Annotated in this window: 22 protein-coding genes; 10 read left to right on the forward strand and 12 right to left on the reverse strand. The window is 70.8% G+C overall.

Going from position 1 to position 23,114, the window contains the following annotated elements; genetic code table 11:
* Together OG568_RS05300 and OG568_RS05305 are read left to right on the forward strand one after the other, a co-directional pair.
* Positions 1–564 (forward strand): NAD(P)H-dependent oxidoreductase, encoded by a 564-nt coding sequence (locus OG568_RS05300; RefSeq protein ID WP_266589271.1) that lies wholly within the window; start codon positions 1–3, stop codon positions 562–564.
* A gap of 134 nt (positions 565–698) precedes the next feature.
* Entirely contained in the window at positions 699–1,376 is a 678-nt protein-coding gene (locus OG568_RS05305) for an AIM24 family protein (protein WP_266425022.1), read from the forward strand.
* A gap of 201 nt (positions 1,377–1,577) precedes the next feature.
* Here OG568_RS05305 and OG568_RS05310 read toward each other — a convergent pair whose 3' ends face one another.
* From OG568_RS05310 to OG568_RS05320, 3 genes are all read right to left on the reverse strand, one after another.
* A complete protein-coding gene (locus OG568_RS05310) occupies positions 1,578–3,353 on the reverse strand; it encodes a M4 family metallopeptidase (protein ID WP_329530514.1) in 1,776 nt (591 codons plus the stop codon).
* A gap of 202 nt (positions 3,354–3,555) precedes the next feature.
* Positions 3,556–4,611 (reverse strand): polyprenyl synthetase family protein, encoded by a 1,056-nt coding sequence (locus OG568_RS05315; RefSeq protein WP_329530515.1) that lies wholly within the window; start codon positions 4,609–4,611, stop codon positions 3,556–3,558.
* Positions 4,608–5,666: a tetratricopeptide repeat protein gene (locus OG568_RS05320; RefSeq protein ID WP_329530516.1), complete on the reverse strand. Its 1,059-nt coding sequence runs from the start codon at positions 5,664–5,666 to the stop codon at positions 4,608–4,610. The genes OG568_RS05315 and OG568_RS05320 overlap by 4 nt, the downstream gene beginning before the upstream one ends.
* A 291-nt stretch (positions 5,667–5,957) precedes the next feature.
* On the opposite strand from OG568_RS05320, the gene OG568_RS05325 reads away from it, so the two are divergent.
* Both OG568_RS05325 and OG568_RS05330 read left to right on the forward strand, forming a co-directional pair.
* Complete coding sequence (locus OG568_RS05325; protein ID WP_329530517.1) at positions 5,958–6,851, forward strand: aminoglycoside phosphotransferase family protein; 894 nt, start codon at positions 5,958–5,960, stop codon at positions 6,849–6,851.
* 44 nt (positions 6,852–6,895) lie between these two features.
* Positions 6,896–7,522, forward strand: coding sequence for an alpha-ketoglutarate-dependent dioxygenase AlkB (locus OG568_RS05330; RefSeq protein ID WP_329530518.1), 627 nt, complete (start codon positions 6,896–6,898; stop codon positions 7,520–7,522).
* Positions 7,523–7,576: 54 nt separating this feature from the next.
* Here the strand turns inward: OG568_RS05330 and OG568_RS05335 are convergent, their stop codons facing one another.
* On the reverse strand, positions 7,577–8,176 hold the full coding sequence (locus tag OG568_RS05335) for a TetR/AcrR family transcriptional regulator (protein WP_329536263.1): 600 nt from the start codon (positions 8,174–8,176) through the stop codon (positions 7,577–7,579).
* Positions 8,173–9,618: an MFS transporter gene (locus tag OG568_RS05340; protein ID WP_329530519.1), complete on the reverse strand. Its 1,446-nt coding sequence runs from the start codon at positions 9,616–9,618 to the stop codon at positions 8,173–8,175. Before OG568_RS05340 ends, OG568_RS05335 begins: the two co-directional genes overlap by 4 nt.
* 448 nt (positions 9,619–10,066) lie before the next feature.
* Here OG568_RS05340 and melC1 point away from each other — a divergent pair, with 448 nt between their 5' ends.
* Entirely contained in the window at positions 10,067–10,444 is a 378-nt protein-coding gene (melC1, locus tag OG568_RS05345) for an apotyrosinase chaperone MelC1 (RefSeq protein ID WP_329530520.1), read from the forward strand.
* A gap of 34 nt (positions 10,445–10,478) precedes the next feature.
* Entirely contained in the window at positions 10,479–11,303 is an 825-nt protein-coding gene (gene melC2, locus OG568_RS05350; RefSeq protein WP_329530521.1) for a tyrosinase MelC2, read from the forward strand.
* 60 nt (positions 11,304–11,363) lie between these two features.
* Here the strand turns inward: melC2 and OG568_RS05355 are convergent, their stop codons facing one another.
* From OG568_RS05355 to OG568_RS05365, 3 genes are all read right to left on the reverse strand, one after another.
* On the reverse strand, positions 11,364–12,083 hold the full coding sequence (locus OG568_RS05355; protein ID WP_329530522.1) for a ribonuclease H family protein: 720 nt from the start codon (positions 12,081–12,083) through the stop codon (positions 11,364–11,366).
* Positions 12,064–13,119, reverse strand: coding sequence for an ArsR/SmtB family transcription factor (locus OG568_RS05360; RefSeq protein WP_329530523.1), 1,056 nt, complete (start codon positions 13,117–13,119; stop codon positions 12,064–12,066). Before OG568_RS05360 ends, OG568_RS05355 begins: the two co-directional genes overlap by 20 nt.
* A 159-nt stretch (positions 13,120–13,278) precedes the next feature.
* Positions 13,279–14,076 (reverse strand): VOC family protein, encoded by a 798-nt coding sequence (locus OG568_RS05365; RefSeq protein ID WP_329536264.1) that lies wholly within the window; start codon positions 14,074–14,076, stop codon positions 13,279–13,281.
* Positions 14,077–14,226: 150 nt separating this feature from the next.
* Here OG568_RS05365 and OG568_RS05370 point away from each other — a divergent pair, with 150 nt between their 5' ends.
* The 3 genes from OG568_RS05370 (at position 14,227) to OG568_RS05380 (ending at position 17,591) form a co-directional block, all read left to right on the forward strand.
* Positions 14,227–15,243 (forward strand): zinc-binding alcohol dehydrogenase family protein, encoded by a 1,017-nt coding sequence (locus OG568_RS05370; RefSeq protein ID WP_329536265.1) that lies wholly within the window; start codon positions 14,227–14,229, stop codon positions 15,241–15,243.
* 65 nt (positions 15,244–15,308) lie between these two features.
* The gene (locus tag OG568_RS05375) at positions 15,309–16,559 is read left to right on the forward strand and encodes a PP2C family protein-serine/threonine phosphatase (RefSeq protein ID WP_329530524.1); all 1,251 of its coding nucleotides are present in this window, start codon (positions 15,309–15,311) and stop codon (positions 16,557–16,559) included.
* Between the two features lie 96 nt (positions 16,560–16,655).
* Entirely contained in the window at positions 16,656–17,591 is a 936-nt protein-coding gene (locus OG568_RS05380; protein ID WP_329530525.1) for an SGNH/GDSL hydrolase family protein, read from the forward strand.
* 66 nt (positions 17,592–17,657) lie between these two features.
* Here OG568_RS05380 and OG568_RS05385 read toward each other — a convergent pair whose 3' ends face one another.
* Both OG568_RS05385 and OG568_RS05390 read right to left on the reverse strand, forming a co-directional pair.
* Complete coding sequence (locus OG568_RS05385) at positions 17,658–19,187, reverse strand: DHA2 family efflux MFS transporter permease subunit (protein ID WP_329530526.1); 1,530 nt, start codon at positions 19,185–19,187, stop codon at positions 17,658–17,660.
* 368 nt (positions 19,188–19,555) lie between these two features.
* Positions 19,556–19,951, reverse strand: coding sequence for a nitroreductase/quinone reductase family protein (locus OG568_RS05390; RefSeq protein WP_329530527.1), 396 nt, complete (start codon positions 19,949–19,951; stop codon positions 19,556–19,558).
* Between the two features lie 251 nt (positions 19,952–20,202).
* Here OG568_RS05390 and OG568_RS05395 point away from each other — a divergent pair, with 251 nt between their 5' ends.
* Positions 20,203–21,096: an IS982 family transposase gene (locus OG568_RS05395; RefSeq protein ID WP_329530528.1), complete on the forward strand. Its 894-nt coding sequence runs from the start codon at positions 20,203–20,205 to the stop codon at positions 21,094–21,096.
* Positions 21,097–21,373: 277 nt separating this feature from the next.
* On the opposite strand, the gene OG568_RS05400 is transcribed toward OG568_RS05395, so the two are convergent.
* Complete coding sequence (locus OG568_RS05400) at positions 21,374–22,306, reverse strand: hypothetical protein (protein WP_266589241.1); 933 nt, start codon at positions 22,304–22,306, stop codon at positions 21,374–21,376.
* Positions 22,307–22,633: 327 nt separating this feature from the next.
* On the reverse strand, positions 22,634–23,113 hold the full coding sequence (locus OG568_RS05405; protein WP_329530529.1) for a winged helix-turn-helix transcriptional regulator: 480 nt from the start codon (positions 23,111–23,113) through the stop codon (positions 22,634–22,636).
* Position 23,114: the final 1 nt, after the last annotated feature.

Here is a 23,114-nt window from a genome sequence, read left to right on the forward strand (position 1 = left end):
ATGTCCGTACGTATCCTCGCGCTCGTCGGCAGCCTTCGCGCCGGCTCCCACAACCGTCAGCTCGCGGAGGCGGCCGTCAAGCTCGCCCCCGAGGGCGCGGAGATCGAGCTGTTCGAGGGACTCGCCGAGGTCCCCTTCTACAACGAGGACCTGGACGTCGAGGGCAAGGTGCCGGCCGCCGCCACCGCCCTCCGCGAGGCCGCGGGCCGTGCCGACGCCTTCCTGCTCTTCTCGCCGGAGTACAACGGCACGATCACGGCTGTCCTGAAGAACGCCATCGACTGGCTGTCGCGCCCCTACGGCGCCAGCGCCTTCACCGGCAAGTCCGCCGCCGTGGTCGGTACCGCGTTCGGTCAGTTCGGTGGCGTCTGGGCGCAGGACGAGGCCCGCAAGGCCCTGGGCATCGCGGGTGCCACCGTCCTCGAGGACGTCAAGCTCTCCGTTCCCGGCTCCGTGACCCGCTTCGCCGAGACCCACCCGGTCGACGACGCCGAGGTCGCTGCCCAGCTCACCGAGGTCGTCGCCCGCGTGCACAGCCAGGTCGCCACGCCCAGCGCCTCCTGACACCTTCCCCCCAGGGCCGGTCCGGTTCGCCCGGACCGGCCCTCGCGCGTTCCCGGTGCCCCCCACCGCCCCCAACTGTCCCCGTCATGTCAGCGATCTTGGCGGAACCAAGCCCTCCGGGCCAAGATGCCCGCATGAAGGGTGATCTCTTTTCCAGTGACCACATGGTGCAGCCCGCCGTAGCGCCGGGCATGACCATCCAGAACGCCAAGTCGATCAAGTACGCCGTCAACGGCGACATGCTCGCGCGCCAGGGGGCGATGATCGCCTACCGGGGGAATCTGCAGTTCGAGCGCAAGGGCCAGGGCGTGGGCGGCATGCTCAAGCGGGCGGTCACCGGCGAGGGACTGCCCTTGATGACGGTGCGCGGGCAGGGCGAGGCCTGGTTCGCGCACGAGGCGCAGAACTGTTTCCTCATCGACATCGAGCCGGGTGACGTGTTCACCGTCAACGGGCGCAACGTCCTGTGCTTCGACTCCACGCTGGCGTACGAGATAAAAACCGTGAAGGGCGCGGGCATCACCGGCGGCGGCCTGTTCAACAGTGTCTTCACGGGCCACGGCAGACTCGGGCTGATCTGTGAGGGCAACCCGCTGGTCATCCCCGTCTCGCCGCAGCAGCCGGTGTACGTCGACACGGACGCGGTCGTCGGCTGGACCGCGCAGCTCCACACCTCGCTGCACCGCTCCCAGTCGATCGGCTCGATGATCCGCGGTGGCTCGGGCGAGGCCGTGCAGCTGAAGCTGGAGGGCGACGGCGTGGTCGTCGTACGGCCGAGTGAGGCGACTCCGCAGAAGGCACAGCAGCACTGACGCCGGGGTAACGGCGAAAGGGGCCCCGCCCGGCGGATGCTGTTGGCGAGTCCGCCGCCGGGGACACCCGCCTCGGGAACCGTGAACACTTAAGCGGTTACGTGTTCACGGTTTCTGGCACCCACAGGGTCGGACCGACATCACCGAACGGACTCGCCAACAGCGCCCCGGCGGCGGGGCCCCCTCTTCTCGTGCCGTCCGTCAGCGCCCGGCGGCCGGGGTGTTGGCGGTGGTGACATTGACGGCGGCCCACGCCGTGTCCACCGTCCGGTACTCGATGCTGGTCGCCCCGTACATGTCGGCGGCGGCCTTGAGGGTCGCCGTCCGCGCGTCGTGGAAGTCGGTCGTCGAGACCATGTAGCGGGTCAGCGCGCGGTAGAAGATCGCGGTCGCCTTGGCGCGTCCGATGCCGGTCACCTGCGATCCGTCGTACGTCGGTGAGTCGTACTTCACGGCGCCGACCGTCTTGCGGCCACTGCCCTCGGCGAGCAGGTAGTACGCGTGCGAGGAGACCCCGGAGCCGGCGTGCACCTCGGTGTCGTAGGCCGCGGGCGACCAGTAGTCGATGGTGCCCTCCAGCTTGTCCAGGGAGGGGTGGTCGAGGCGGCGCAGGAACTTCTGGGCGAGGCCCAGCTTCTCGCCCATGAGGTAGTTGGGCGGGTTCTTCGGGTTGTTGGCGGAGAACTCGACGTTGGACCCGAAGATGTCGGCGAGGGACTCGTTGAGGGCGCCCGGCTCGCCGTACTGGTTGCCGTCCGCGTCCACCCGGGTGGGTTCGAGCGCGGCAGTCGCGTCGACGACGCCGTGGGTCAGCTCGTGGCCGGTGACGTCGAGGACCACCAGCGGCTTCTTGAACATGTCGCCGTCACCGTCGCCGTAAAGCATGCAGCCGCACGTCGAGTCCCAGAAGGCGTTGCCGACCTTGCGACCGAAGTGCACCATCGCGCGGGCGCCGGTGCTGTTGTTCTTGATGCCCTTGCGGCCCAAGGTCTTCTTGTAGAAGTCCAGCGTCTGGGTGATGCCGTACTGGGCGTCGACCGCGGCGGTGGTCCGGTTGGCGGTGGTGCCGGTGCCCCACTTGTTGGTGGTGCTGGTGAACTTCGTGCCGCCCGAGAAGGCTTCCAGTTCCCTGCCCTTGGCGTCCCGGGTCTCGGTGTTCCACCGGGTGGGGTCCTTGAGGAGGAAGCTGGTGCGCGCGGTCCGGGTGGTGGTCAGCGTCACCTTGCCGGCGAAGAGAGAGGTGCCGCTGCCGGTGGCCTTGACCGGGTAGCGGGCGGCCGCCGTCGCACCGAACAGGCTGGACGGCTGGGTGGCCACGCCCGTCACCGGGCTCGCCGTCTCGCCCTTCTCGCGCAGCGTCTTCTCCAGGTGCGGCGAGATGAACTCGTCGCTGTCGGGGGTGTTGCTGCGGATCCGGCCGCTCCGCGCGTCCACGACGACCGTGCGGGAGCCGCCGGCCTCGGTGGTGTCGCTGTCCGTCACGTGCACCTGGTAGGCGAGGGCGGCGGCTCCGTCACGGGCGTCGACGACGAGTTCGGCGCTGCCCGCATCGCCCTGGGCGACCGTGGCGGCCTTCTGCTCGGCCTGTTCGGGCGTCAACTTCGCCTCGGTCGTGGCCGGTTTGACGACGTGGTCGGCGGCCCGGGTCACCCCCAGGTAGGCGGACCGCTTGTCGAGGTGGACGACCAGGTCGCCGCCGAGCACCGGGAGCCCCTGGTGGCTGCGGACGAAGCGGACGTGCTGCTTGCCGTCCGGGTCGGTCATGACGTCCGTGGCCCGCAGGGTGTCACCCGGGCCGACACCGGTGGCCGAGGCGTGGGCGAACGCGGCGGCCCGGGCGGCCTCCACCGGCGAGGAGGCCGAAGTCGCGGCGCGGGCGGGCGAGTCGGGCGAGGCGAAGGCGGGGCCCATCGGAAGCGTGGCCGCCGTCGTCACCGCGACGGCGATCGCCACGCGGCGTATGTGGGGTCTGCGCACTGAGTTCCTTGGAACGGGGGCGGCCGTCGTCGCCGACCGCCCTGAGGCACAGCGCTGTTGGACGCCGTGGGGGCCCTCGGGCCCTCTCGACAGATGCGACGAGAGGGGCTGCGGTTGCCTGACGAGGTCCACCGACCCGCACATGTGACCGAGGTCGCAGCGCCTCCGGCCCGGAGCGGGCGGAGCCGGAGGCGAGCGGCCGTCAGATCGTGCGGTGCGCGAGGGAGGAGAGGAGAGTGCGCAGGTCTGCGGCGGGACGTGGAGCCAGGGAAACTCCCGCCAGCAGGGTGTCCGCCGCGGTGAGATGCCGACGCGCCGCACGCAGGGCCGTCGAGCGGCCACCGGCCCGCTCGACGAGGGTCGCCGCCCGGCCTACGGCGCTGCCTTCGAGGACCGCGGTGGAGGTGAGGAGTTCGGCGAGTGCGGAGCGGCCCGGCGCGGCGAGGGCGGCGAGCACCGGGAGGGTCTTCTTCCCCTGCCGCAGATCACCCTGCACCGGTTTCCCGGTGGCAGCCGGATCGCCCCAGATGCCCAGCAGGTCGTCGGCGATCTGAAAGGCCACCCCGAGATGCCGTCCGGCGCGGTCCAGGGCGGCGGTGGTCTCCCTCGGCGCGTCCGCCAGTTCGGCCCCGAGGGCCAGCGCGCAGCCGAGCAGGGCACCGGTCTTGTGCTCCGCCATCGCCTCGTACTCCCCCACGCTCACCGCGTCCGGGCCGGTCCACGGGCGGTGGGCGAACAGCAGGTCGTCGGCCTGACCACGGACCAGGTCGCGCGAGGCTCTCGTCAACCGCCCTGCGGCCGCCGCGGCGTGGGGACTCGCGGGCGCCGCCGTGAGGGTCTCGACCGCCAGGGCGAAGAGCGCGTCACCGGCGAGAACGGCCGGGCCGGTGCCGTACGCCTTCCACACGGCGGGGCGGCCGCGGCGCAGTGCGTCGCCGTCCATGATGTCGTCGTGCAGGAGGGAGAAGGTGTGGAGCAGTTCCACCGCCACCGCGCCCGGCACGCCCGCCTCGGCGGAGCCTCCGGCCGCCTCGGCCCCCAGCAGGGCGAGTGCCTGTCGTACGCCCTTGCCCTGGCGGTGGGTCGCGGGGGCGCCGCCGACCTCGCAGCGGCCCAGCGCGTAACCGGCCATCTCCGCCACCCAGGGGTGCAGCCCGTCGATCGCCCCCGCGAGGGCCGGGGCGACCAGTTCGCGGCAGCGCGCCAGGATCTCCGGGGCGGCGGGCGGTGCCTGCAGGACCGTACGGGGAAAGGTCATCGGGAGGCCTCCGCGTCCGTGTCGTTCGCCGGGGTGAGGCCGAGTTCGGTCCGGGCCCGTTCGACCATCTCCCGGGCGTGCCGCAGTCCGATTCCCTCCAAAACCCGGGCCAGTTCGGCGAGTTCGGCGGCGGTCTCGGCGCGGTCGCGGCCGAGCCGGGCCAGGGACTTGACCAGCCCGAGCCGGGACAGTGCCCGGCCGCGCGGTTCGCTCATCGCCTCGAACTCGGCCAGTGCCTGCGCGTAGACGTCCCGGGCCCCCGCGTAACGCCCGGCTCGGTAGAGGACGTTGCCGCGCATCTTGTGGTTGTAGGCGAGCGCCCCGGACAGGTTCATCGCACGGCAGGACACCTCCGCCTCGCTCAGCAGTGCCAGCGCGCGGTCCGGGTCCCCGTCGCGTACGGAGACGATGTCCGCAAGGCCGCGCAGGGCCCAGGCGTGGCCGCGCCGGTCCTCGGCGCGCGCGGCGATCTCGGCCGCTTCCTCGAACATGGCGTACGCGGTGTCGTAGGCGCCGGTGTTGCGGTGTATCTGTGCGATGCCCTCCAGGGCCCACACGGTGTGGCGGGCCTCGCCGCGCTTGCGGGCCTCGGCCAGCAGTTGTTCGTGCAGGGCGGTCACGGCGGCGTAGTCGCCCTGGATGCGGCCGGTCTCCGCCAGGCCCGCCAGGGAGTAGCCGCGTACGACGACGTCCCCGGCCTGCTTGCCGAGTTCGGCGGCCAGTCGCAGCAGCCGCCAGGCCAGCGGGAACGCCCCGCGCTGGCGGGCCAGGGTGCCGCCGCTCCACAGCGCCCACGCCATGGCGCCGGTGTCCCCGGCCTCGCGGGCGGTGCGGTAGCTCGCCTTCCACGCCCGGTCGGCGTCGGCCACCTGCCCGAGCCTGCGGTGCGCCTCGGCGACCGCCAGTCCCGAGCGGGCCGCCTCGGCGCGGGCGCCCACGCGTTCGGCCGCGCGCAGCTGCTCGGTACCCGCCGCCAGGACATCGGTCAGCGAGGAGTTCACGGACAGGGTGGTCAAAGCGCCCTGGTACTCCGGGGCGAAGGCCTTGCCGTACATGGATCCCTTTCGATCGGCTGGCTGTCACGGATCGGCGGTGTCCGGCGACTCGGCTATACATCTCACGTATACACAACATGTATACATGGAGCGTATAGTGTGCTCGATTTCCACTCGGGAATCCATGCCCACTGCGGTCGTCACACCGCCCACCCGTTGCTGATCAAGACGGCGACGGCACGCACCAGGTTGCCTGCCGCGAAAAAGAAGCGCGAACCGCCTTCGTCACAGGCATAGTTGGGCCCCGTGTCAGACAGAGAACCAGTAGCGCCAACGATCCCCGACGGCCCGATGCGTCCCGGCGAGTTCCCTATCGACGACTCGCTCGTGCGACGACTGCTGGCCGCACAGTTCCCCCGATGGGCCGCACTGCCCCTGAAGCGCTTCCCGTCGGCGGGTACCGTCAACGCCCTGTACCGGCTCGGCGATGACCTGGCCGTACGCCTCCCCCGGATCGAAGGGGGCGCCGAGGACGTGGACAAGGAGGCGCACTGGGTGCCGCGGCTCGCTCCGCTGCTCCCGGCCGCCGTTCCCGAGATCCTCGCCACCGGCACACCCGGCGAGGGCTACCCATGGCCCTGGATGGTGCAGCGCTGGCTCGACGGTGAGCCCCCGTGCGCCGGCCGTCTCACCGATCCACTGTCCCTGGCCGCCGACCTCGGCGCCTTCGTCGCCGCGCTGCGCCGGGTCCGGTTGCCCGACGGGCCGACCGCCTACCGGGGCGTGCCCCTGTCGACCGTCGACGCCATGACACGAGCCGCGCTCGACGAGTTGCGCGGGACGATCGACACAGCGGCCGCCACGGCCTCCTGGGAGACGGCGCTCGCCGCGCCCGCGTGGACCGGACCGCCGATGTGGGTCCACTCCGACCTGATGCCCGGCAATCTGCTCACCCGCGGGGGCCGGCTCGACGCCGTGCTGGACTTCGGCACCGTCGGCATCGGCGACCCGGCCTGCGACCTCATCCCGGCCTGGAACCTCCTCCCCGCCGAGGCCCGGGACACCTTCCGGCAGGCCGCGGGCGCCGACGACGCCGGCTGGGCGCGGGGGCGCGGCTGGGCTCTGTCCATGGCGCTCATCCAGCTCCCGTTCTACCGCGTCACCAATCCGGTGATCGCCGCCAACGCCGAGCACGTCATCCACGCGGTCCTCACGGAAGCCGACACGGCCGCCGCCGGACCCTGAGGCCGCAATGGAACACGCATTCGAATACGGAGTACGCTGGACGCATGTCCACGCACCTCCAGGGCTCGCTGTTCGACCAGACCGACGAGCTCCACCTCAGTCAGTTGAACGCGATGCATAGGACCGTCCTGGGCGACGGCGCCTGGATCGACCTGTTGCCAGGGTGGCTCAGCGGCGCCGACGCCCTGTTCGCACGGCTCGTCGACGAGGTGCCGTGGCGGGCGGAGCGGCGGCAGATGTACGAGCACATGGTGGACGTACCGAGACTGCTCGCCTACTACCGGGCGGGCGACACACTGCCGCACCCGATCCTCGACGAGGCACGGGAGGCGCTGTCCACGTACTACGCCCGTGAACTGGGCGAGCCGTTCACCACCGCGGGCCTGTGCTACTACCGGGACGGCCGTGACAGCGTGGCCTGGCACGGGGACCGGATCGGCCGGGGCGCACGGGAGGACACCATGGTCGCGATCCTCTCCGTGGGCGCCCCGCGCGACCTGTTGCTGCGCCCTCGACGCGGTGGCCAGACCGTACGGCGCCCGCTCGGACACGGCGACCTGATCGTGATGGGCGGCTCCTGCCAGCGCACCTGGGAGCACGCCATTCCCAAGACGGCACGGGCGGCGGGGCCGCGGATCAGCGTCCAGTTCCGCCCGGACGGCGTGAACTGAGACGGGCGCGACCGAGACGGGCGCGGGCGTTCCTGTCCGGCTGCGCCCCTCACCTCACGGCGTCAGCAGTGCCTGGACGGTGGGGCCGTACCGGCCGACGATGTCCTCGATCGCGGTCGCACGCAGCCGTGTGCCGCGCGCGATGCCGTACATCGCGCCGAGACCGAGCAGGGTGGCGAGGGCGAGTTCGGCGCGCAGCTCCGCGTCGGGGCCGGCCAGACGCAGGGTGAGGCGGTCGCTGACCTGGGTGCGGAAGTTGGCGCGCATGACGTCGCCCTGATCGCCCTGGCGCGGGGCGAAGATGATCCGCAGGATGGGGTCGGCTCCGCGCTCGGTCTGGCCCACCAGCACCTGGCGGACCATGTGGGGGCCGAGGTCGTCCAGGGGTGCGTCGAGGAGGGCGGCGGCATCCGTCTCGAAGGACATCACACGGCCGAAGAGCGCGTCCTTGTTCCCGAAGTACTTGAGGATCAGCGGTGCGCTCACCCCCGCCCGGTCGGCGATCGCCTTGAGCGTGATGTCCGCGTGGGCGTGCCGGGCCATCAGATGCCGGGCCGCGCGGAGGATGGCCGCCTTCGTGGCCTCGGCGTCGCGACGCGGCGGGGCGATCGGGGTCGCGCTGAGGCCGGGGGGCGGAGTGGACACGGTGCTCAGGCTCCTTCGAATGCCTCGTCCCGGGGTTCCTCCGAACTGCTGGAGGCCCGTCGGGTGTCTCGGACAGTGGGGTCGGCGGGTATGACGAGGGCGGCGACACAGGCCACCACTGCGACCGTACCCGCCATGGCGAAGGCCAGCAGATAGCCGTGCAGCGTGGGTATCGGGACACCGCCGAGCAGGCTGGCGTGGTGGACCAGGATGGCGGCGACGGCGGCACTGCTTACGGCCTGTCCGACGGTACGCATCAGCACGTTGACACCGTTCGCGGACGCGGTCTGCCCGGCGGGCACGGCGCGCAGGATGAGGGTGGGCAGTGCCGAGTAGGCGAACGTCGTGCCTGTCGCGCAGACCGTGGAGCCGAGCATGATCACCACCAGGCTGTGGCTGTCGATGATGCGTATGCCGTAGCCGACGGCGATGACCAGGGTGCCGATGGCCAGTGTCACGCGGGCACCGCGGGCCGCCGAGAGACGCGCCGATACCGACGAGAGCAACAGCATGGTCACCCCGCCGGGCAGCAGGACCAGGCCCGTCGCCACGATGGACAGCCCCAGGCCGTACCCGGTCGCCTTGGGCGCCTGCACCAGTTGCGCCGTCACCAGGGAGTTGGCGTAGAAGGCGAAGCCCGTCAGGAGCGCGGCCACATGGGGCAAGGCGACCCGTGGGCTGGTGGCCAGCTTCAGGTCGACCAGGGGCCGTTCGGCGCGCAGTTGCTGCGCCCACCACAGGCCGAGGACGCAGACACTCCCGATGAAAAGGCCGAGGATCCGGGGGCTGGTCCAGCCCCACTGACCCCCCTGTGACACCCCCAGCAGCAGACAGGAGAGCCCCAGGGCCAGGCCCAGCGCGCCGGTCATGTCGAAACGGCCCGGCTCGCGGACGGGCGACTCGCGCACCGCCCACCAGGCCAGCATCGTGCCGAGGGCGCCGATCACGGTCGTTCCCCAGAACATGACGTGCCAGCTGGCGTACTCGACCACAATCGCGGCGATGGGGAGGCCGAGGGCGGCGCCGATGCCGACGGTGGAACTCATCAGCGCCACCGCGGAACCCGTGCGCTCGGGCGGCAGTTCGTCCCGCAGGAGACTGATCGACAACGGTACGACGGCGGCCGCGGCCCCTTGCAGGGCGCGGGCCGCGATGAGGATGCGGATGTCGGACGTGAGGGCGCACATGAGCGAGCCGACCGTCATCATCCCGAGGGCGATCAGCAGCACCTTCTTCTTGCCGTACATGTCGCCGGCGCGGCCCAGCACGGGGTTGAGCACCGCTCCGGTCAGCAGCGTCGCCGTCACCATCCAGGACACGGCGCCCGACGACGCGCCCGTCAGCCGCGGCAGTTCGGGCAGCAGCGGCACCACCACCACCTGCATGACGGCCATGAGGCTCCCGCCGAGCGCGAGAACCGGGACCGTCAGTCGGTCACGCAGTGCCACCATGAACTCTCCAGAAGCCGGCGCGGAGAAGGGGGTGAATAGCAATTCACCATAGCTGGTGAATTGCTATTCACTCAATCGGTACCCTGCCTCCGGCGGCCGCTACCGGCGCAGCACCTCCAATTGCCCGGCCGCACGGTCGCGCCCGAGACCGGTCCAGGTCTCGGGCGCGACCCCCGCGGTTCGCGTCAGTTTGCGGGCGTGAGCCGCGCCACCCCCCACCGGCCACCCCGGGAAGATCATCGGCAGAACATCCGCCCACCGGAGGAATTCCGCCTTCCGGTCGAACGCGGACAGTCCACACAACAAGATCATCTTCGTTCAATCTTGCACGACATTTACTCAATTGTCCTGATCACGGCCAACCGACATCCGGCGATTTCTCCCGCTCTCCGGCGACCCGATAGGCATACCGGGTCATCGACCGGGCTTGATCGCAGGAGGTCTTCACATGCCGGAACTCACCCGTCGCCGTGCCCTCGGGGCCGCGGCCGCCCTCGCCGCCGCGGCCGGCACCCAGACCGTCGCCGTGGCCAGGGCCGCGGACACCGGACACCACGGCGGACCGGAGGCCTTCGACGAGGTCTACCGGGGCCGTCGCATCACGGGCCGTGCCGCCGCCGGCGGCGGTCACCACCACGAACACGGCGCCGGGTACGCCGTGTTCATCGACGGAATGGAGCTGCACGTGATGCGGAACGCCGACGGCAGCTGGATCAGCGTCGTCAGCCACTACGACCCGGTACCCACCCCGCGCGCCGCCGCCCGCGCCGCGGTCGTGGAACTGCAGGGGGCGCCCCTCGTCCCCCTCGGCATGCCCCAGCAGTGACCCAACCCCCTCAGCACACCGTGGAGTCCCGCACATGACCGTACGCAAGAACCAGGCGAACCTGACCTCCGACGAGAAGCGGCGCCTCGTCGACGCGCTCCTCCAGCTCAAACGCGGTGGCCGGTACGACGCCTTCGTCACGACGCACAACGCCTTCATCCTCGGCGACACGGACAACGGCGAACGGACGGGTCACCGTTCACCCTCCTTCCTGCCCTGGCACCGCAGATTCCTGCTGGAGTTCGAGCGGGCGCTGCAGTCCGTGGACGCCTCCGTCGCCCTCCCCTACTGGGACTGGAGCACCGACCGTTCACCCCGTTCCACCCTCTGGGCACCCGACTTCCTCGGCGGCACCGGGCGCAGCCTGGACGGCCGGGTGATGGACGGCCCCTTCGCGGCCTCCGCGGGCGACTGGCCGATCACCGTACGCGTCGACGGCCGTACGTATCTGCGGCGTTCACTCGGCGGCGGCGCCCGTGAACTGCCGACCCGCGCGGAGGTGGACTCCGTGCTCGCCATGGCGACGTACGACATGGCGCCCTGGAACAGTTCCTCGGACGGCTTCCGCAATCACCTCGAGGGCTGGCGCGGTGTCAACCTCCACAACCGCGTGCACGTGTGGGTCGGTGGCCAGATGGCCACCGGTGTCTCCCCCAACGACCCCGTGTTCTGGCTGCACCACGCCTACATAGACAAGCTCTGGGCCGACTGGCAGCGCCGCCACCCCGCCTCCGGCTATGTGCCGCTCGCCGGCACCCCCGACGTCGTGGACCTCGACGAGACCATGAAGCCGTGGAACGACGTGAAGCCGGCGGACCTGCTGGACCACACGTCGTTCTACACCTTCGACACCATCTGACCGCGCGTACGTCGCCCGCGGGCGGACAGCCCCCGCAGGAGGACCGGTGCGGGGAAAGTACTAGGCGTTGCTCGGCTCTGCCGTACGGCACTCGGGGTGTCCCCAACCCTGGCCGTTCTTGGCGATGGACTCACCCGCCGCGTAGGAGCGGCCGCAGACGCAGCGGCCCGGGAACTTGGCCTTGATCGTACGGGCCGACGCACCCTGTCGGGGTGCCTTGGCGGAGGCGGTGGCCGGGGAGCGGCGGCGGCCGGCGCCCGAGGGGGCCGGGGTGTCGGGGGACGGCGGCGGCTCCGGGGAGCCGAGGTCGCTGCCCGCGGGCTGCTGAACGATGGCGGCCTGGCTCGCCGCGCGGTCGGCGAAGTCGTTCAGACGGTCGCCGTCGACCTGATGGGCGGGGACGTAACGGAACTCCACGGCGCGGCCGTCGAGGAGCTCGTCGATGCGGGCGACCAGTTCCTGGTTGGCGACGGGCTTCCCGGCGGCGGTCTTCCAGCCCTTGCGCTTCCAGCCGGGCAGCCAGGTCGTGACGGCCTTCATCGCGTACTGGGAGTCCATCCGGATCTCCAGCGGGACATCCGGCGCGATCGCCGTCAACAGGCGCTCCAGCGCGGTGAGTTCGGCGACGTTGTTCGTCGCCGTGCCCAGCGGACCCGCTTCCCAGCGGGTCGGCGTCTCCGCGCCGTCGGCCACCACCCACGCCCATCCGGCCGGTCCCGGGTTTCCCTTCGAAGCCCCGTCACAGGCGGCCACCACACGTTCAAGCATGCCCCCGATCATGCCACGGTCCGGCGGCGGCTCCCCGCACGGGCCGGGGCACGCTCTCCCGGATCCGGGGACCGTTACCCAGCAGCCGCAGGCCCAGCGGCGTCGCCGTGTGCAGGACGTACTTGCCGTCGCGATGGCTGGCGACCAGTCCCCCGTCGCGCAGCACACCGATCTGGTAGCTGGCGCTGGGCAGGGCGATCCCGACGGCCCCGGCCACCTCGGAGGTGGTGCGGGCACTCTGTCCGGCGACCTCGGTCAGTACGGCGGCCCGGGTACGGCCGAGCAGACGCTCGACCCCGTCGTCCGTACCGTCCGCGACGGTGAGCGGAGTCTTCGCCACCGGGTAGACGAGCACAGGGTCGAGGCCCGGGTCCGCCAGCGCGGTCGGCCTGCGCCAACAGAAGTAGGACGGCACCAGGAGGAGCCCGCGGCCCTCCAGATACAGGTCGCGCCGAACGGGATAGTCCACTTCGAGCACCGGGGCGTTCCAGCGTGCGACCGGGCGCAGGCTCGCCAGCAGCGCCTGGGTGCCGCCGTCGAGGAGCACCCTGGCGCGCACCCCGACATCGTTGCCCACCGCCGTGCGGATGTGCGGCCAGTGCAGTTCCAGCAGACCGCGGAAGTAGATCCCCAGGGAGTTCGCCAGCACCTTGAGCGCGTCGCTGCCCGGTCTGCCCAGCGAGGCGGCCCAGTTCGGGACGGGGCGCGACTCGGCCAGCCGCGTCAGTTCGCGGACCAGTTGCACGCGTGGTGTGCGCAGCAGCTGGTCGAGTCCGGCGGACAGACCGCCGCCGGTCACCGGCGGGGTGAGGAAGTCCGGAATGTAGCCGGTGGCCGGAATCAGGGCGCGCAGCGGGCGCAGTGCGCGGCCCAGGTTCGAGTCACCGGAGAATCGTTGCCGTGCCGAGCGACGCCAATGTCCGAATTCCAGCGGTCCCTGGCCGGTTTCCAGACGGCAGACACTGCACATCAGTTCCCACAGGGGATCAGGCTGCCGGGCCACTCGAATGTTCTGCAGGTCGTCCGAAGTGAAGTGAATGCGGAGCATGGGGTCTCTTTCGCTCGCAATCCTTGTGGGGGTTCGGCCGTTCGAACGTGCCGCAACCACAAGAAAGGACGAGCACCGCATGCGCATGGTTGCCCCGGAGAAAAGGGCCCCGGTCCGCCTCGGAGGAATTCCGCCATTCTCCGGGGTTCCACCGTCCGTTCAGGACACGTCGGTCGTCCGGGGCATCGCGCCCTCGGTCGTCTTGACGTCGATCACGGAGAACGCCGCGCCCTGCGGGTCGCTGAGCGCGGCGAACCGGCCGAAGGGGCTGCTCATCGGCCCGAAGCGAAGAATCGCGCCCCGCTCGGTGGCCTTCGCGACCGCGGCGTCGCAGTCCTCGACGGTGAAGTACACGTTGAGGTACGCCGGGACCTCGGGCGGGAAGTCGTCCGTCATCCGCATCCGGCCGAGGACCGGTTCCCCGCCGAGGTCGTACAGCCTGAAGTCGATCGCGGCGTCGTCCAGCTGCTTCATGCGGTATCCGAAGACGGCCGAGAAGAAGGCGTCCGACTTGTCGGGGTCGCGGGTGAAGACCTCGGCCCAGCAGTACGCACCGGGCACGCCCCGGGCCTCGAAGCCCTCGTGCCTGCCGGCCTGCCATACGCCGAAGACGACCCCGCTCGGGTCCCGGGCGATCGCCATCGTGCCGAAGTCGCCGACCTGCATCGGCTCCATCAGTACCTCGCCGTCATCGGCCCGGATCTTCTCGGCGGTGGCGTCGGCGTCGGGCGACGCGAGGTACAGGCACCAGGCGGACTGGCCCTCCTGTCCGGGCATCGGCGGGACGACTGCGGCGACCGCCTTGCCGTTCGCGTAGGCCTGGGTGTAGTTGCCGTACTCCGAGGACGCCTCGCCGAACGTCCAGCCGAGCACGTCACCGTAGAAACTCTTCGCTCCCTCGACATCGCTGAACATCGCGTCCGCCCAGCAGGGCGTCCCCTCGGGCTGTACGGCCATGGCGTTCCACTCTTTCTGGCTCGGCGGCTGTCGTCTCATGCCCGTTTCACGCTAGTCAGCCTCCGTCCGGGCCGCGCGCCGAGCGGGGCGCCCTGGACGACACTGGAGGGTGGGCTCGGGTGGTCGTCGACGGGACGGGGACACGGGATGATGCACGCGTGGGAAGTGGCCCGGCCCGGGCCGATCGAGGGGGAGCCGCTGCGTTTCGTCGAGCGGCCCCTGCCGGTTCCGGCGGCCGACGAGCTCCTGGTCCATGTGCGGGCCTGCGGGGTGTGCCGCACCGACCTGCACGTCAGCGAGGGCGACCTGCCGGTGCGGCGGCCGCGGGTGACACCCGGCCACGAGGTGGTCGGCGTGGTCATGGCGACGGGCGGGGACGTACTCGACCACGCGGTCGGCGACCGGGTGGGCGTCGCCTGGCTGCGGCGCACGGACGGCACGTGCGGGTACTGCGCGCGCGGGTCCGAGAACCTCTGTCCGGCCTCGGAGTACACCGGCTGGGACGCCGACGGCGGCTACGCGGAGTACACGACCGTTCCGGCCGCCTTCGCCTACCGGCTGCCCCACGAGGTGGACGACGTCGCGCTGGCGCCGCTGCTGTGCGCGGGCATCATCGGCTACCGCGCGCTGCTGCGGGCCGCGCTGCCGGCGGGCGGACGGCTGGGACTGTACGGGTTCGGCGGCAGCGCCCACCTCTGCGCGCAGCTGGCCGTCGCGCAGGGCGCCACCGTGCACGTACTGACGCGTGAGCCGGCCGCGCGCCGGCTCGCGCTGGAACTCGGGGCCGCCTCCGCCCGCGACGCGTACGACGAGCCTCCCGAGCCGCTGGACAGCGCGATCCTGTTCGCGCCGGTCGGCGACCTAGTCCCGGTCGCGCTGCGGGCCCTCGACCGGGGCGGGATCCTGTCGGTCGCCGGGATCCATCTGAGCGACACCCCGCCGCTGCGCTACGAGAGCGAACTGTTCTACGAGAAGGAGCTGCGCAGCGTCACCTCCAACACCCGCCGGGACGGGCGGGACTTCCTGGCGCTGGCGGCGCGCCACGGCGTACGCGCCACGACGCACACCTACCCGCTGTCCGAGGCACAGCGGGCGCTGCGGGATCTCAAGGCCGGCCGTTTCGACGGGGCGGCCGTGCTGGTGAACGACCTTCCGCCGCGCACCTGAGCATGCGGGCCCGCGGCGCGCGTGCGTGGATGGACCCCAGAGGTGTGTGCGGTGGTGGAGGTGCCATGACGGGCCGAGGCGGTGAGGACGCTACGGGGGTGGGGGCGTCGTTCGCCGCGATGGAGGACGCCGTCGAGGCGATCGGCACCACTCTGGACGAGCGGACCACCTGCGTGGAGCTCGCGGAGTTCGTGTGCAGGGAGGTCTGCGACGCCGCCGCGGTGGATCTGCTGCCCACCGACGTGCCGGCCGCTCAGTACCCGCACGAGCCCGACGCCCGGTACACCCACGAGCCCGACCTGACCCGCGTCGCCACCGGTGGCCGCGACGAGCTGCTCACACCCTGGGCCGCGCACGGCGCCCGTCCACTGTCCGTCCAGGCGCTCGACGAGGGGGAGCCCGTCACGGCGTCGCTCGACCTGTCCGGCACGGTCCCCCGGCAGGTCATGACCGTGCCGCTGCTGGCGCACGGCCGCCTGTACGGGGTGCTGCTGGCCATCCGGCACGGACCGGCCCTCAGCGACCGGAGCACCGCCGTCACGCACCACGCGGCCCGGCTCGCGGCCGTCCACCTCGGCCACTCGCGGCAGCACGACGCCGTACGCGGTACGGTGCTCTCCCTGCAGCGGGCGCTGCTGGCCGAACCTGGCCGCCCGCATCCCAACCTCGACCTCGCCACCCGCTATCTGCCCTCCGGCGGCAGCGTCCTGGTGGGCGGGGACTGGTTCGAGACCGTGCGGCTGCACTTCGGGCGCACCCTGCTGGCGGTGGGCGACGTCATGGGGCACGGGCTGGACGCGGCGGTGGACATGAACGCCTACCGCTCGATGCTGCGCTATGTCGCCTCGACGGATCTGCCGCCGCACCGGGTGCTGCGCCGCCTGGACTCGGCCGTCGCCGAGGACGGCGCCCGGCGTCCGGCGACCTGTCTGCTCGTCCAGGTCGACCCGACCCGCGGCACGGCCACGCTGGCCAGCGCCGGGCATCTGCCGCCGGTGGTGTTCGCCGGGGACGGCAGCGGGGAGCTGCTGCAGGTGCCGGTCGGTCCGCCGCTGGGCACCGGCGTGGGCGGCTACGAGGCGGCGACCCGCGCACTCGCTCCGGAGGACACCCTGGTGATGTTCACCGACGGTCTGGTGGAGCGGCGCGACGAGGACATCGATGTCTCGCTCGCCCGGCTGGCCGGGCTGCGACTGCCGCCCGGGACGGGTGTCGACGAGGCGCTCGACGCGGTCCTCGTATGGCTCGACGCCCGGCACGCGGAGGACGACGTGGCGCTGCTGGCCGCCCGCATCCGCCGCCGCCACCCGAGCTGAAGCCCGACGCCGCCGTGGCCGACGTACGTCTTCCCCCTTCTGCCCCGCTGTGCTTGCCTGGGGAGCCCTTTCGGCGGGCGGGGCGGGAGGTGCTTCATGCGGAGGCCGTGGATCGTGGGGGTGCTGTTGGCCGGGCTGCTGCTCGGCGCGTGCGGGGATCCCGCGTCGGGCCCGGAGCAGTCGCCGCCGGATCCCGCGGTGCCCACGGCCGCTCGGTCACCGGCCACGACCACCCGCCAGCGCCCCGCCACCTCTCCCACGGCTTCCACGTCGGCGAACACACCGGCGAAGGCGGCGCCCACCGTTCTCTACCTCGGGGACTCGCTCGCCATGGAGAGCCAGAAGGTGCTCGGGCAGTCGCTGCGGGAGAAGGTGAACGCCCGCTACACGAGCGCCCCGTACTCCGGCACCACCCTCTGCGACTACCTGGAGGGGACCGGGGAGCGATCCCTCGTACCGCCCGTGGACAAGGCGGCGGCGCTGGTGCGCTCGCTGCGGCCGGACTTCGTGGTGCTCCAGTTCTGGGGCAACTCCTGGGGCTACACGCCCTGCATGGACGGCATCACGTACGACGAGCAACCGGCCACGTACTTCAAGCGGTACGAGGCGGACATGAAGCGGCTGACCGAGCAGATCGCGGACGCGGGCGGCGCGCGACGGCCCCGGATCGTCTGGGTGACGCAGGGTCCGGACCCGATCACCCCCGACCGGGTCCGGACCGTGAACGCGCTCTACCAGGCACGGGCCGCGGCCTCCCACGACCTGCTCGCCGACGCCGGGAGGACGGTGAGTCCGGCGACGGCCCGCTACACGTGGGCGCGGTATCTGCCGTGCACCGCCTACGAGCGCGAGCATCCGTCGTACTGCACGGAGCCGGACCGCGACCGCACCGCCCTCCACCGCGACGACGACTATCTGCACTTCTGCCTGGCGCCGACCACGTCCACCCCGAAGCCCTGCCCGGTCCGCTCCCCCGGCATCGTGCGCATCACCCGAGAGATCACACGGGTGATAGCGGACCGCGTCGGCTGACGGGCCCCAGGACGGGGACGGCCGGGGAGAGTAGTTCCGGTCCTGGGAGCCCGTACGAGCGGACGCTCAGCCCATGTGGACCGGAGCGGCGCCCTCGGAGTGCTGCTGCTTGCCCGCGTCGATGGCGAACGCGGTGACCAGCAGACCGGCCAGGAACATGACCGCCGCGGCGACGAAGGCCATCGTGTAGCCGTGGGTCAGCGCGTCCCCCGCCTTCGCCACCAGGGCGAAGTCCTTGGTGGCCAGGCCCCGGTAGAGGGAACCGGCCGCCTCGGGCAGCTTGTCGTCGGCCGCGGAGGTCGAGATCGTCGACAGGACGGCGAGGCCGAGCGCGCCGCCGATCTGCTGGGCGGTGTTGAGCAGTGCGGAGGCGACACCGGTGTCCTGGTGGGAGACACCGCTGACCGCCCCGAGCGTCATCGGGACGAAGCTCATGCCCAGGCCCAGGGCGGTCACGAACATCGCCGGCATCAGATGCGCGGCATAGGAGGAGCCCGGCTCCAGGGTGGCGAACCAGAACATGCCCACGGCCGCGACCAGCAGGCCCGGTCCGGCGATCAGGCGCGGCGCGAGACGCGCGACCAGCTTGGAGCTGATGCCCGCGGCCGTCGCCATGCCGAAGCTGAACGGCAGGTAGGCGAAGCCGGTCCTGACGGGGCTGTAGCCGAGGATCAGCTGCATGTAGAGGGTCAGGAAGTAGAACGTGGCGAACATGCCCGCGCCGATGAACAGCATGGTGGCGTAACTGCCCGACCGGGTGCGGTCCTTGAAGAGGCGCAGCGGCATCATCGGGTCGGCGGTGCGGGCCTGCAGGAACAGGAAGGCGACCAGCAGTACGGCCGCGGCGACGAAGGAGACGAGGGTGAGGCCACCCGTCCAGCCGTGCTCACCGCCCCGGGTGATGCCGTAGACCAGGGCGATCAGACCGCCGGTGCCGGTGATCGCGCCGGGGACGTCCAGGCGGCCGGGGTGGCGCTCCGCCTCGACCAGGGTGCGGGTGCCCGCCAGGACGGCCAGGCCGATGGGGATGTTCACGAAGAACACCCAGCGCCAGTCCAGGACGTCGGTGAGCGCGCCGCCGAGCAGCAGGCCGACGGTGGCGCCGACGCCGCCCATCGCCGCGTACACGCCCATCGCCGTGTTGCGCGACCGGCCGGCCGGGAACGTCGTGGTGATCAGCGCCAGGGCGCTGGGCGCGGCGAGCGCGGCGCCGACGCCCTGCAGGATGCGCGCGCCGATCAACAGCCCCTCGTTCGGGGCCAGTCCGCCCAGCAGGGACGCGAGCGTGAAGACGGCGATGCCCACCTGGAACATCTTCCGCCGCCTGAACAGGTCACCCGCCTTCCCGCCGAGCAGGAGCAGGCCGCCGAAGGCCAGCGCGTAGGAGTTGACGACCCACGCGAGGTTCGCGTCGGACATGCCCAGGTCGGTCTGGATGGCGGGCAGGGCGATATTGGTGATCGTGGCGTCCAGGACGACCATCAGCTGGGCCGCGGCGATCACGAAAAGAGCCAGGCCCAGATGCCGGCCTCCGGACGAGGAGCCGGACGTATCCGGCCCCGCGGGGGCAACAGCGGTCACGCTCTCAGCAGACATGAATCAAGTACTCCAGGGAGTGGGCAGGAAACATTGCCCCCGACCACGGAACAGGCATGAAATACCGGTGCCGCAATCGGGGAAAAGAAAGAGTGAACGGAGTCTGATGAAACGGAACACTCGCTGTGCAATCCGAGGCCAGGGTGCCGAAACGGCACGCGATCCGAACTCGGGACGAGGTTCAACCGTAGCATTCTTTCGGCACCACTCCGGGCGCGTTCAATCCCTTTGAATGTTGTCGATCTCGCACTTGACGAACAACCCCGAAGTGTGGGCACGGAAAGGCCCACAAAGACCGTGCCCACACTTTTCTGGAATAAGCAAATGGGAATTCGATGTCGGGCGCACGATTCACCGTGCGCCGGGGGTCAGTCCGTGAGGTCGACCCGCACCGTCGTCAGACCGGCGCCCATCGCCCGCACCGCGGCGCTGTTGAACCACGGCAGGCTCTTCAGCCGCGCGCGGGCGTCGTCCTCGGGCATCACATGGGCGGTCCCGGTGTACCAGCGGCCCCGGACGCGGACCCGGACCCGCGGGTCCGCCTGGATGTTGCGCACGTACTGTGAGCGCTCGCCGTACTCGCTGACGAACCAGAACACCCGCCCTACGAGACGTCCGCCGACGGGGGTGCGCCGCGGCAGCCCCGATGTGCGTCCCGTGGTCTCCAGCAGAGTCTGGATCGGCAGCCGCTTCAGGAGCGGATTGCCGATCCGCCGCTGGAACGACGTGACGACGCGGTATTTCCGTTCGGGGTTGCGGGACATGCGAGGGTCCTCCAGTTCGATGCCGGGCTCCATTGTGCGGGGCCCGGCCACCGATTCAAGACTGCCCTCGGAGTTCCGTTTCGACCAGACGGTTGAGGTGGCGGTGGGCGTCCTCGGTGCTCAGCGGGGGTGCCTGCCGCAGCCGTCGCAGGGTGAGACGTCCGGATACGTCCGCGATCCCCCCTAGACGAGTCATTCCGAATGCTGACGGTGTGTCTGGGAACGCAGACAGGGCGTCCAAGATTCGTTGTGTGACGAACAACCTAGACGCCCTGCTGACCGCACTGTACGTGAAGATCGACGACGAGATCGGAGGTAGCCGATGGCTTGGCCGACCGCCGCAGCTGACGGATTCTGAGCTGGTCACCCTTGCCGTCGCCCAGGCGCTGCTGGGCTTCACCTCGGAGTCGCGCTGGCTGCGGTTCGTGGACTCCCGACTGGGAGCGATGTTCCCGTACGTGCCCAGGCAGCCGGGCTGGAACAAGCGGCTGCGGGCAGCGTTGCCACTGGTCAAGAGGGCAATACGACTGCTGGCCGTCGATACGGACTTCTGGTTCGACAACCACTGGATCATCGACTCCACACCGGTGGAGTGCGGCCGCTCGCGTCCGACGGTGAAGCGGTCGGACATGGCCGGCTGGGCCGGATACGGGTACTGCGCCTCGCACTCCCGGTTCTTCTGGGGCCTGCGCCTGTTCCTGGTATGCACCCCGACCGGGATGCCCATCCTGTGGGCACTGGCGAACCCGAAACTGGATGAGCGGGAGGTGCTGTCGGCGATGCTGGACCGCGAACCGCACCTGTCCACGGACCGGCCGAGCCTGCTGGTGATCGCAGACAAAGGCTTCGCCTCCAAGGAGTTCGAGGCCGATCTGGCCTTCCGGGGCGCGGAGTTGCTGCGTCCTTCTTTCAAGCGCGAGAAGAAGCGCAGGGGCGAGAGCCTCCTGAAGTCGGTGCGACAGCTGATCGAGTCGGTCAACGACACCCTCAAAGGCCAGCTCGACCTGGAACGGCACGGTGGACGGACCTTCGAAGGTGTCGCCGTCCGCGTCGCCCAACGCATCCTCGCGATGGCCGCCGCGATCTGGCACAACCACAAGACCGGCCAGCCCGTCATACGATCCTTGATCGCTTATGACCACTGACCACATCGGAATGACTCGTCTAGTTGGGGTCGACCTCCAGGGTCCACTCCCCCGTCGTCACGTCGTGCGTGACCAGCCGCTCGGGCCACGGTGCGGCGGGCAGGTCGTAGGTCACCAGGAGCGCGGGTGCCTGCTCGGGTTCCTCGAAGCCCTCCGGCCCTGGCGTTGCACCGGTATGTGTCAGGCACGGCGCGGGAACCGAAGGGCCGGGGTTCGAGTGGTGGAGATGGTCGAACCCCGGCCCGGCCACTCGGAAGTGAGCCGCGGGCGGGATCGCTCAGTAGCGGTCGAGAATCAGCTGGGTCTTGAGGATGTCGCCGTGGTAAAGCCAGCCGTGCCCGTCGGCGACGGCCACAGCGTCGGCGTGGAGTTGCGCGGCGTCGGCATAGTTGTCGGTCTTGAACGACAACTCGACGACGTACTCGGTGCCGGTCCCGGTGGAGTCCTTCACGGGCAGCACCTCCACGCTGGCGTCGTCCGACGACTCCCACGCCCCCGACCAGACCTGCGAGGTCACCGGGCCGTGGGCACGGGAGACCTTCAGGGTGTCCGAACCCCAGTTATTGGAGAGCCAGTCGTCGAGCTTGCCGGGGATCTCGTTGACCAGCCAGGTACGGCCGGTGCTGCTGGACGGCATCGAGGTGCCGGAGTAGCCACTGGCGCTGTGGCTCTTTTCATTGCTGAAGCTCAAGGTCTGCTTGGCGTAACCCCAGTCCACCTCGGCGTCGTAGTTGGTGTCGCTGCTGTCAAAACCCTCCGCGTTCGCCTCGTCCAGGGCGGCGTCGATGTCGCCGTCGACCACGGGGAAGCGCTTCTTGTAGGTCTCCTCGAAGTCCGAGCCGGACTTGTGACGGAGTCGGACGTCCCAGCCCTGGGCGTTGAGGTCCAGCGCGTTGGTGTCGTAGTACTCGTAGGAGCGTGCCTTGGCGGAGCCCGTGATCCCGAAGGCCGCTTTCACGGCCGAGGTTGGTGTGTGCGATGCGTCGAGCGCCGCACTCGTGAGATCGATCTTCACCTCGTACGTCGGTACGGCGTTGGCGTCGGCGAACGCCGGCGTCACGGGGGCGAGGACGGCGAGGGAGACGGTGAGTGACGCGACGAGGCCGACCGCGGGTGCGGTGAGCGAGCGACGAGCCGAAGATGTGATGGCCATGCCAGGAACGTCCCGCTGACCGGTGATCAGCACGTAGTCGCCGGGCGTGGTGCGCATGAAGCCGAGATGTCGGGCAGGCCGCAGGAGCGCGCGAGATCGGCGGCGGCAAGTTCTCCTGCCTGGCGACCCTGATCGAGCTCGCGTCCCGACGGCTGGGCGTCCCGACTGCTGGGCGGCTGGGCGGCTGGGCGGCTGGGCGGCTGGGCGATCACATGCGCGCCGAGCTCGTCATCAAAGGGCCGGCATCCGGCAAGTTTGACGCACAGTCCACCAGCGACGTCCGGCGTAGGACAACGACCGGGAGATCCGCGAGACGTTCCGGGCCGACGAGCGCGCCGAGACCGTACGCCCGTTACAGGGCGGGACCGTCGGCCACGGCACGGTCTATGGGGCTTCCACCGGGCCGGACGGGTCCCAGCCGGGGGTCAGCTCCTCCCGGTGGATGTCCTCGCCGTGGACCTGTTCGCCGCAGGTCTCGCAGACCGTGTGGGTGACGAGTTCGTGGTCCCGGTGACGGATCCGGCTGGGCGGCGTGGTGACGACCCAGCGGTCGCCCCAGCCGATGAGTTCGCGGGTGATGCCTCCCAGATCGCGCCCTGCCTCCGTCAGGTAGTAGCCGCTGTAGCGTGCGTCGTCCGGCAGCGGGCGCCGTTCGAGGATGCCGCTCTCCACCAGCGCCTTGAGGCGCGCCGCCAGGCGGTCCGTGGGGGCGCCGGTGTTCCTGGCGATCTGCCGGAACCGGTGGTTTCCGAGCATGACCTCGCGGATCGCCGGCAGGGCCCATCGGTCGCCGACGATCTGCAGGGCGGCGGCGAGCGAGCAGGGGCGTCCGGCCATGTCCTGGGGATCGATGCGCGTGGTCACA

The sequence above is a fragment of the Streptomyces sp. NBC_01450 genome (assembly GCF_036227505.1).
Lineage (GTDB): Bacteria > Actinomycetota > Actinomycetes > Streptomycetales > Streptomycetaceae > Streptomyces.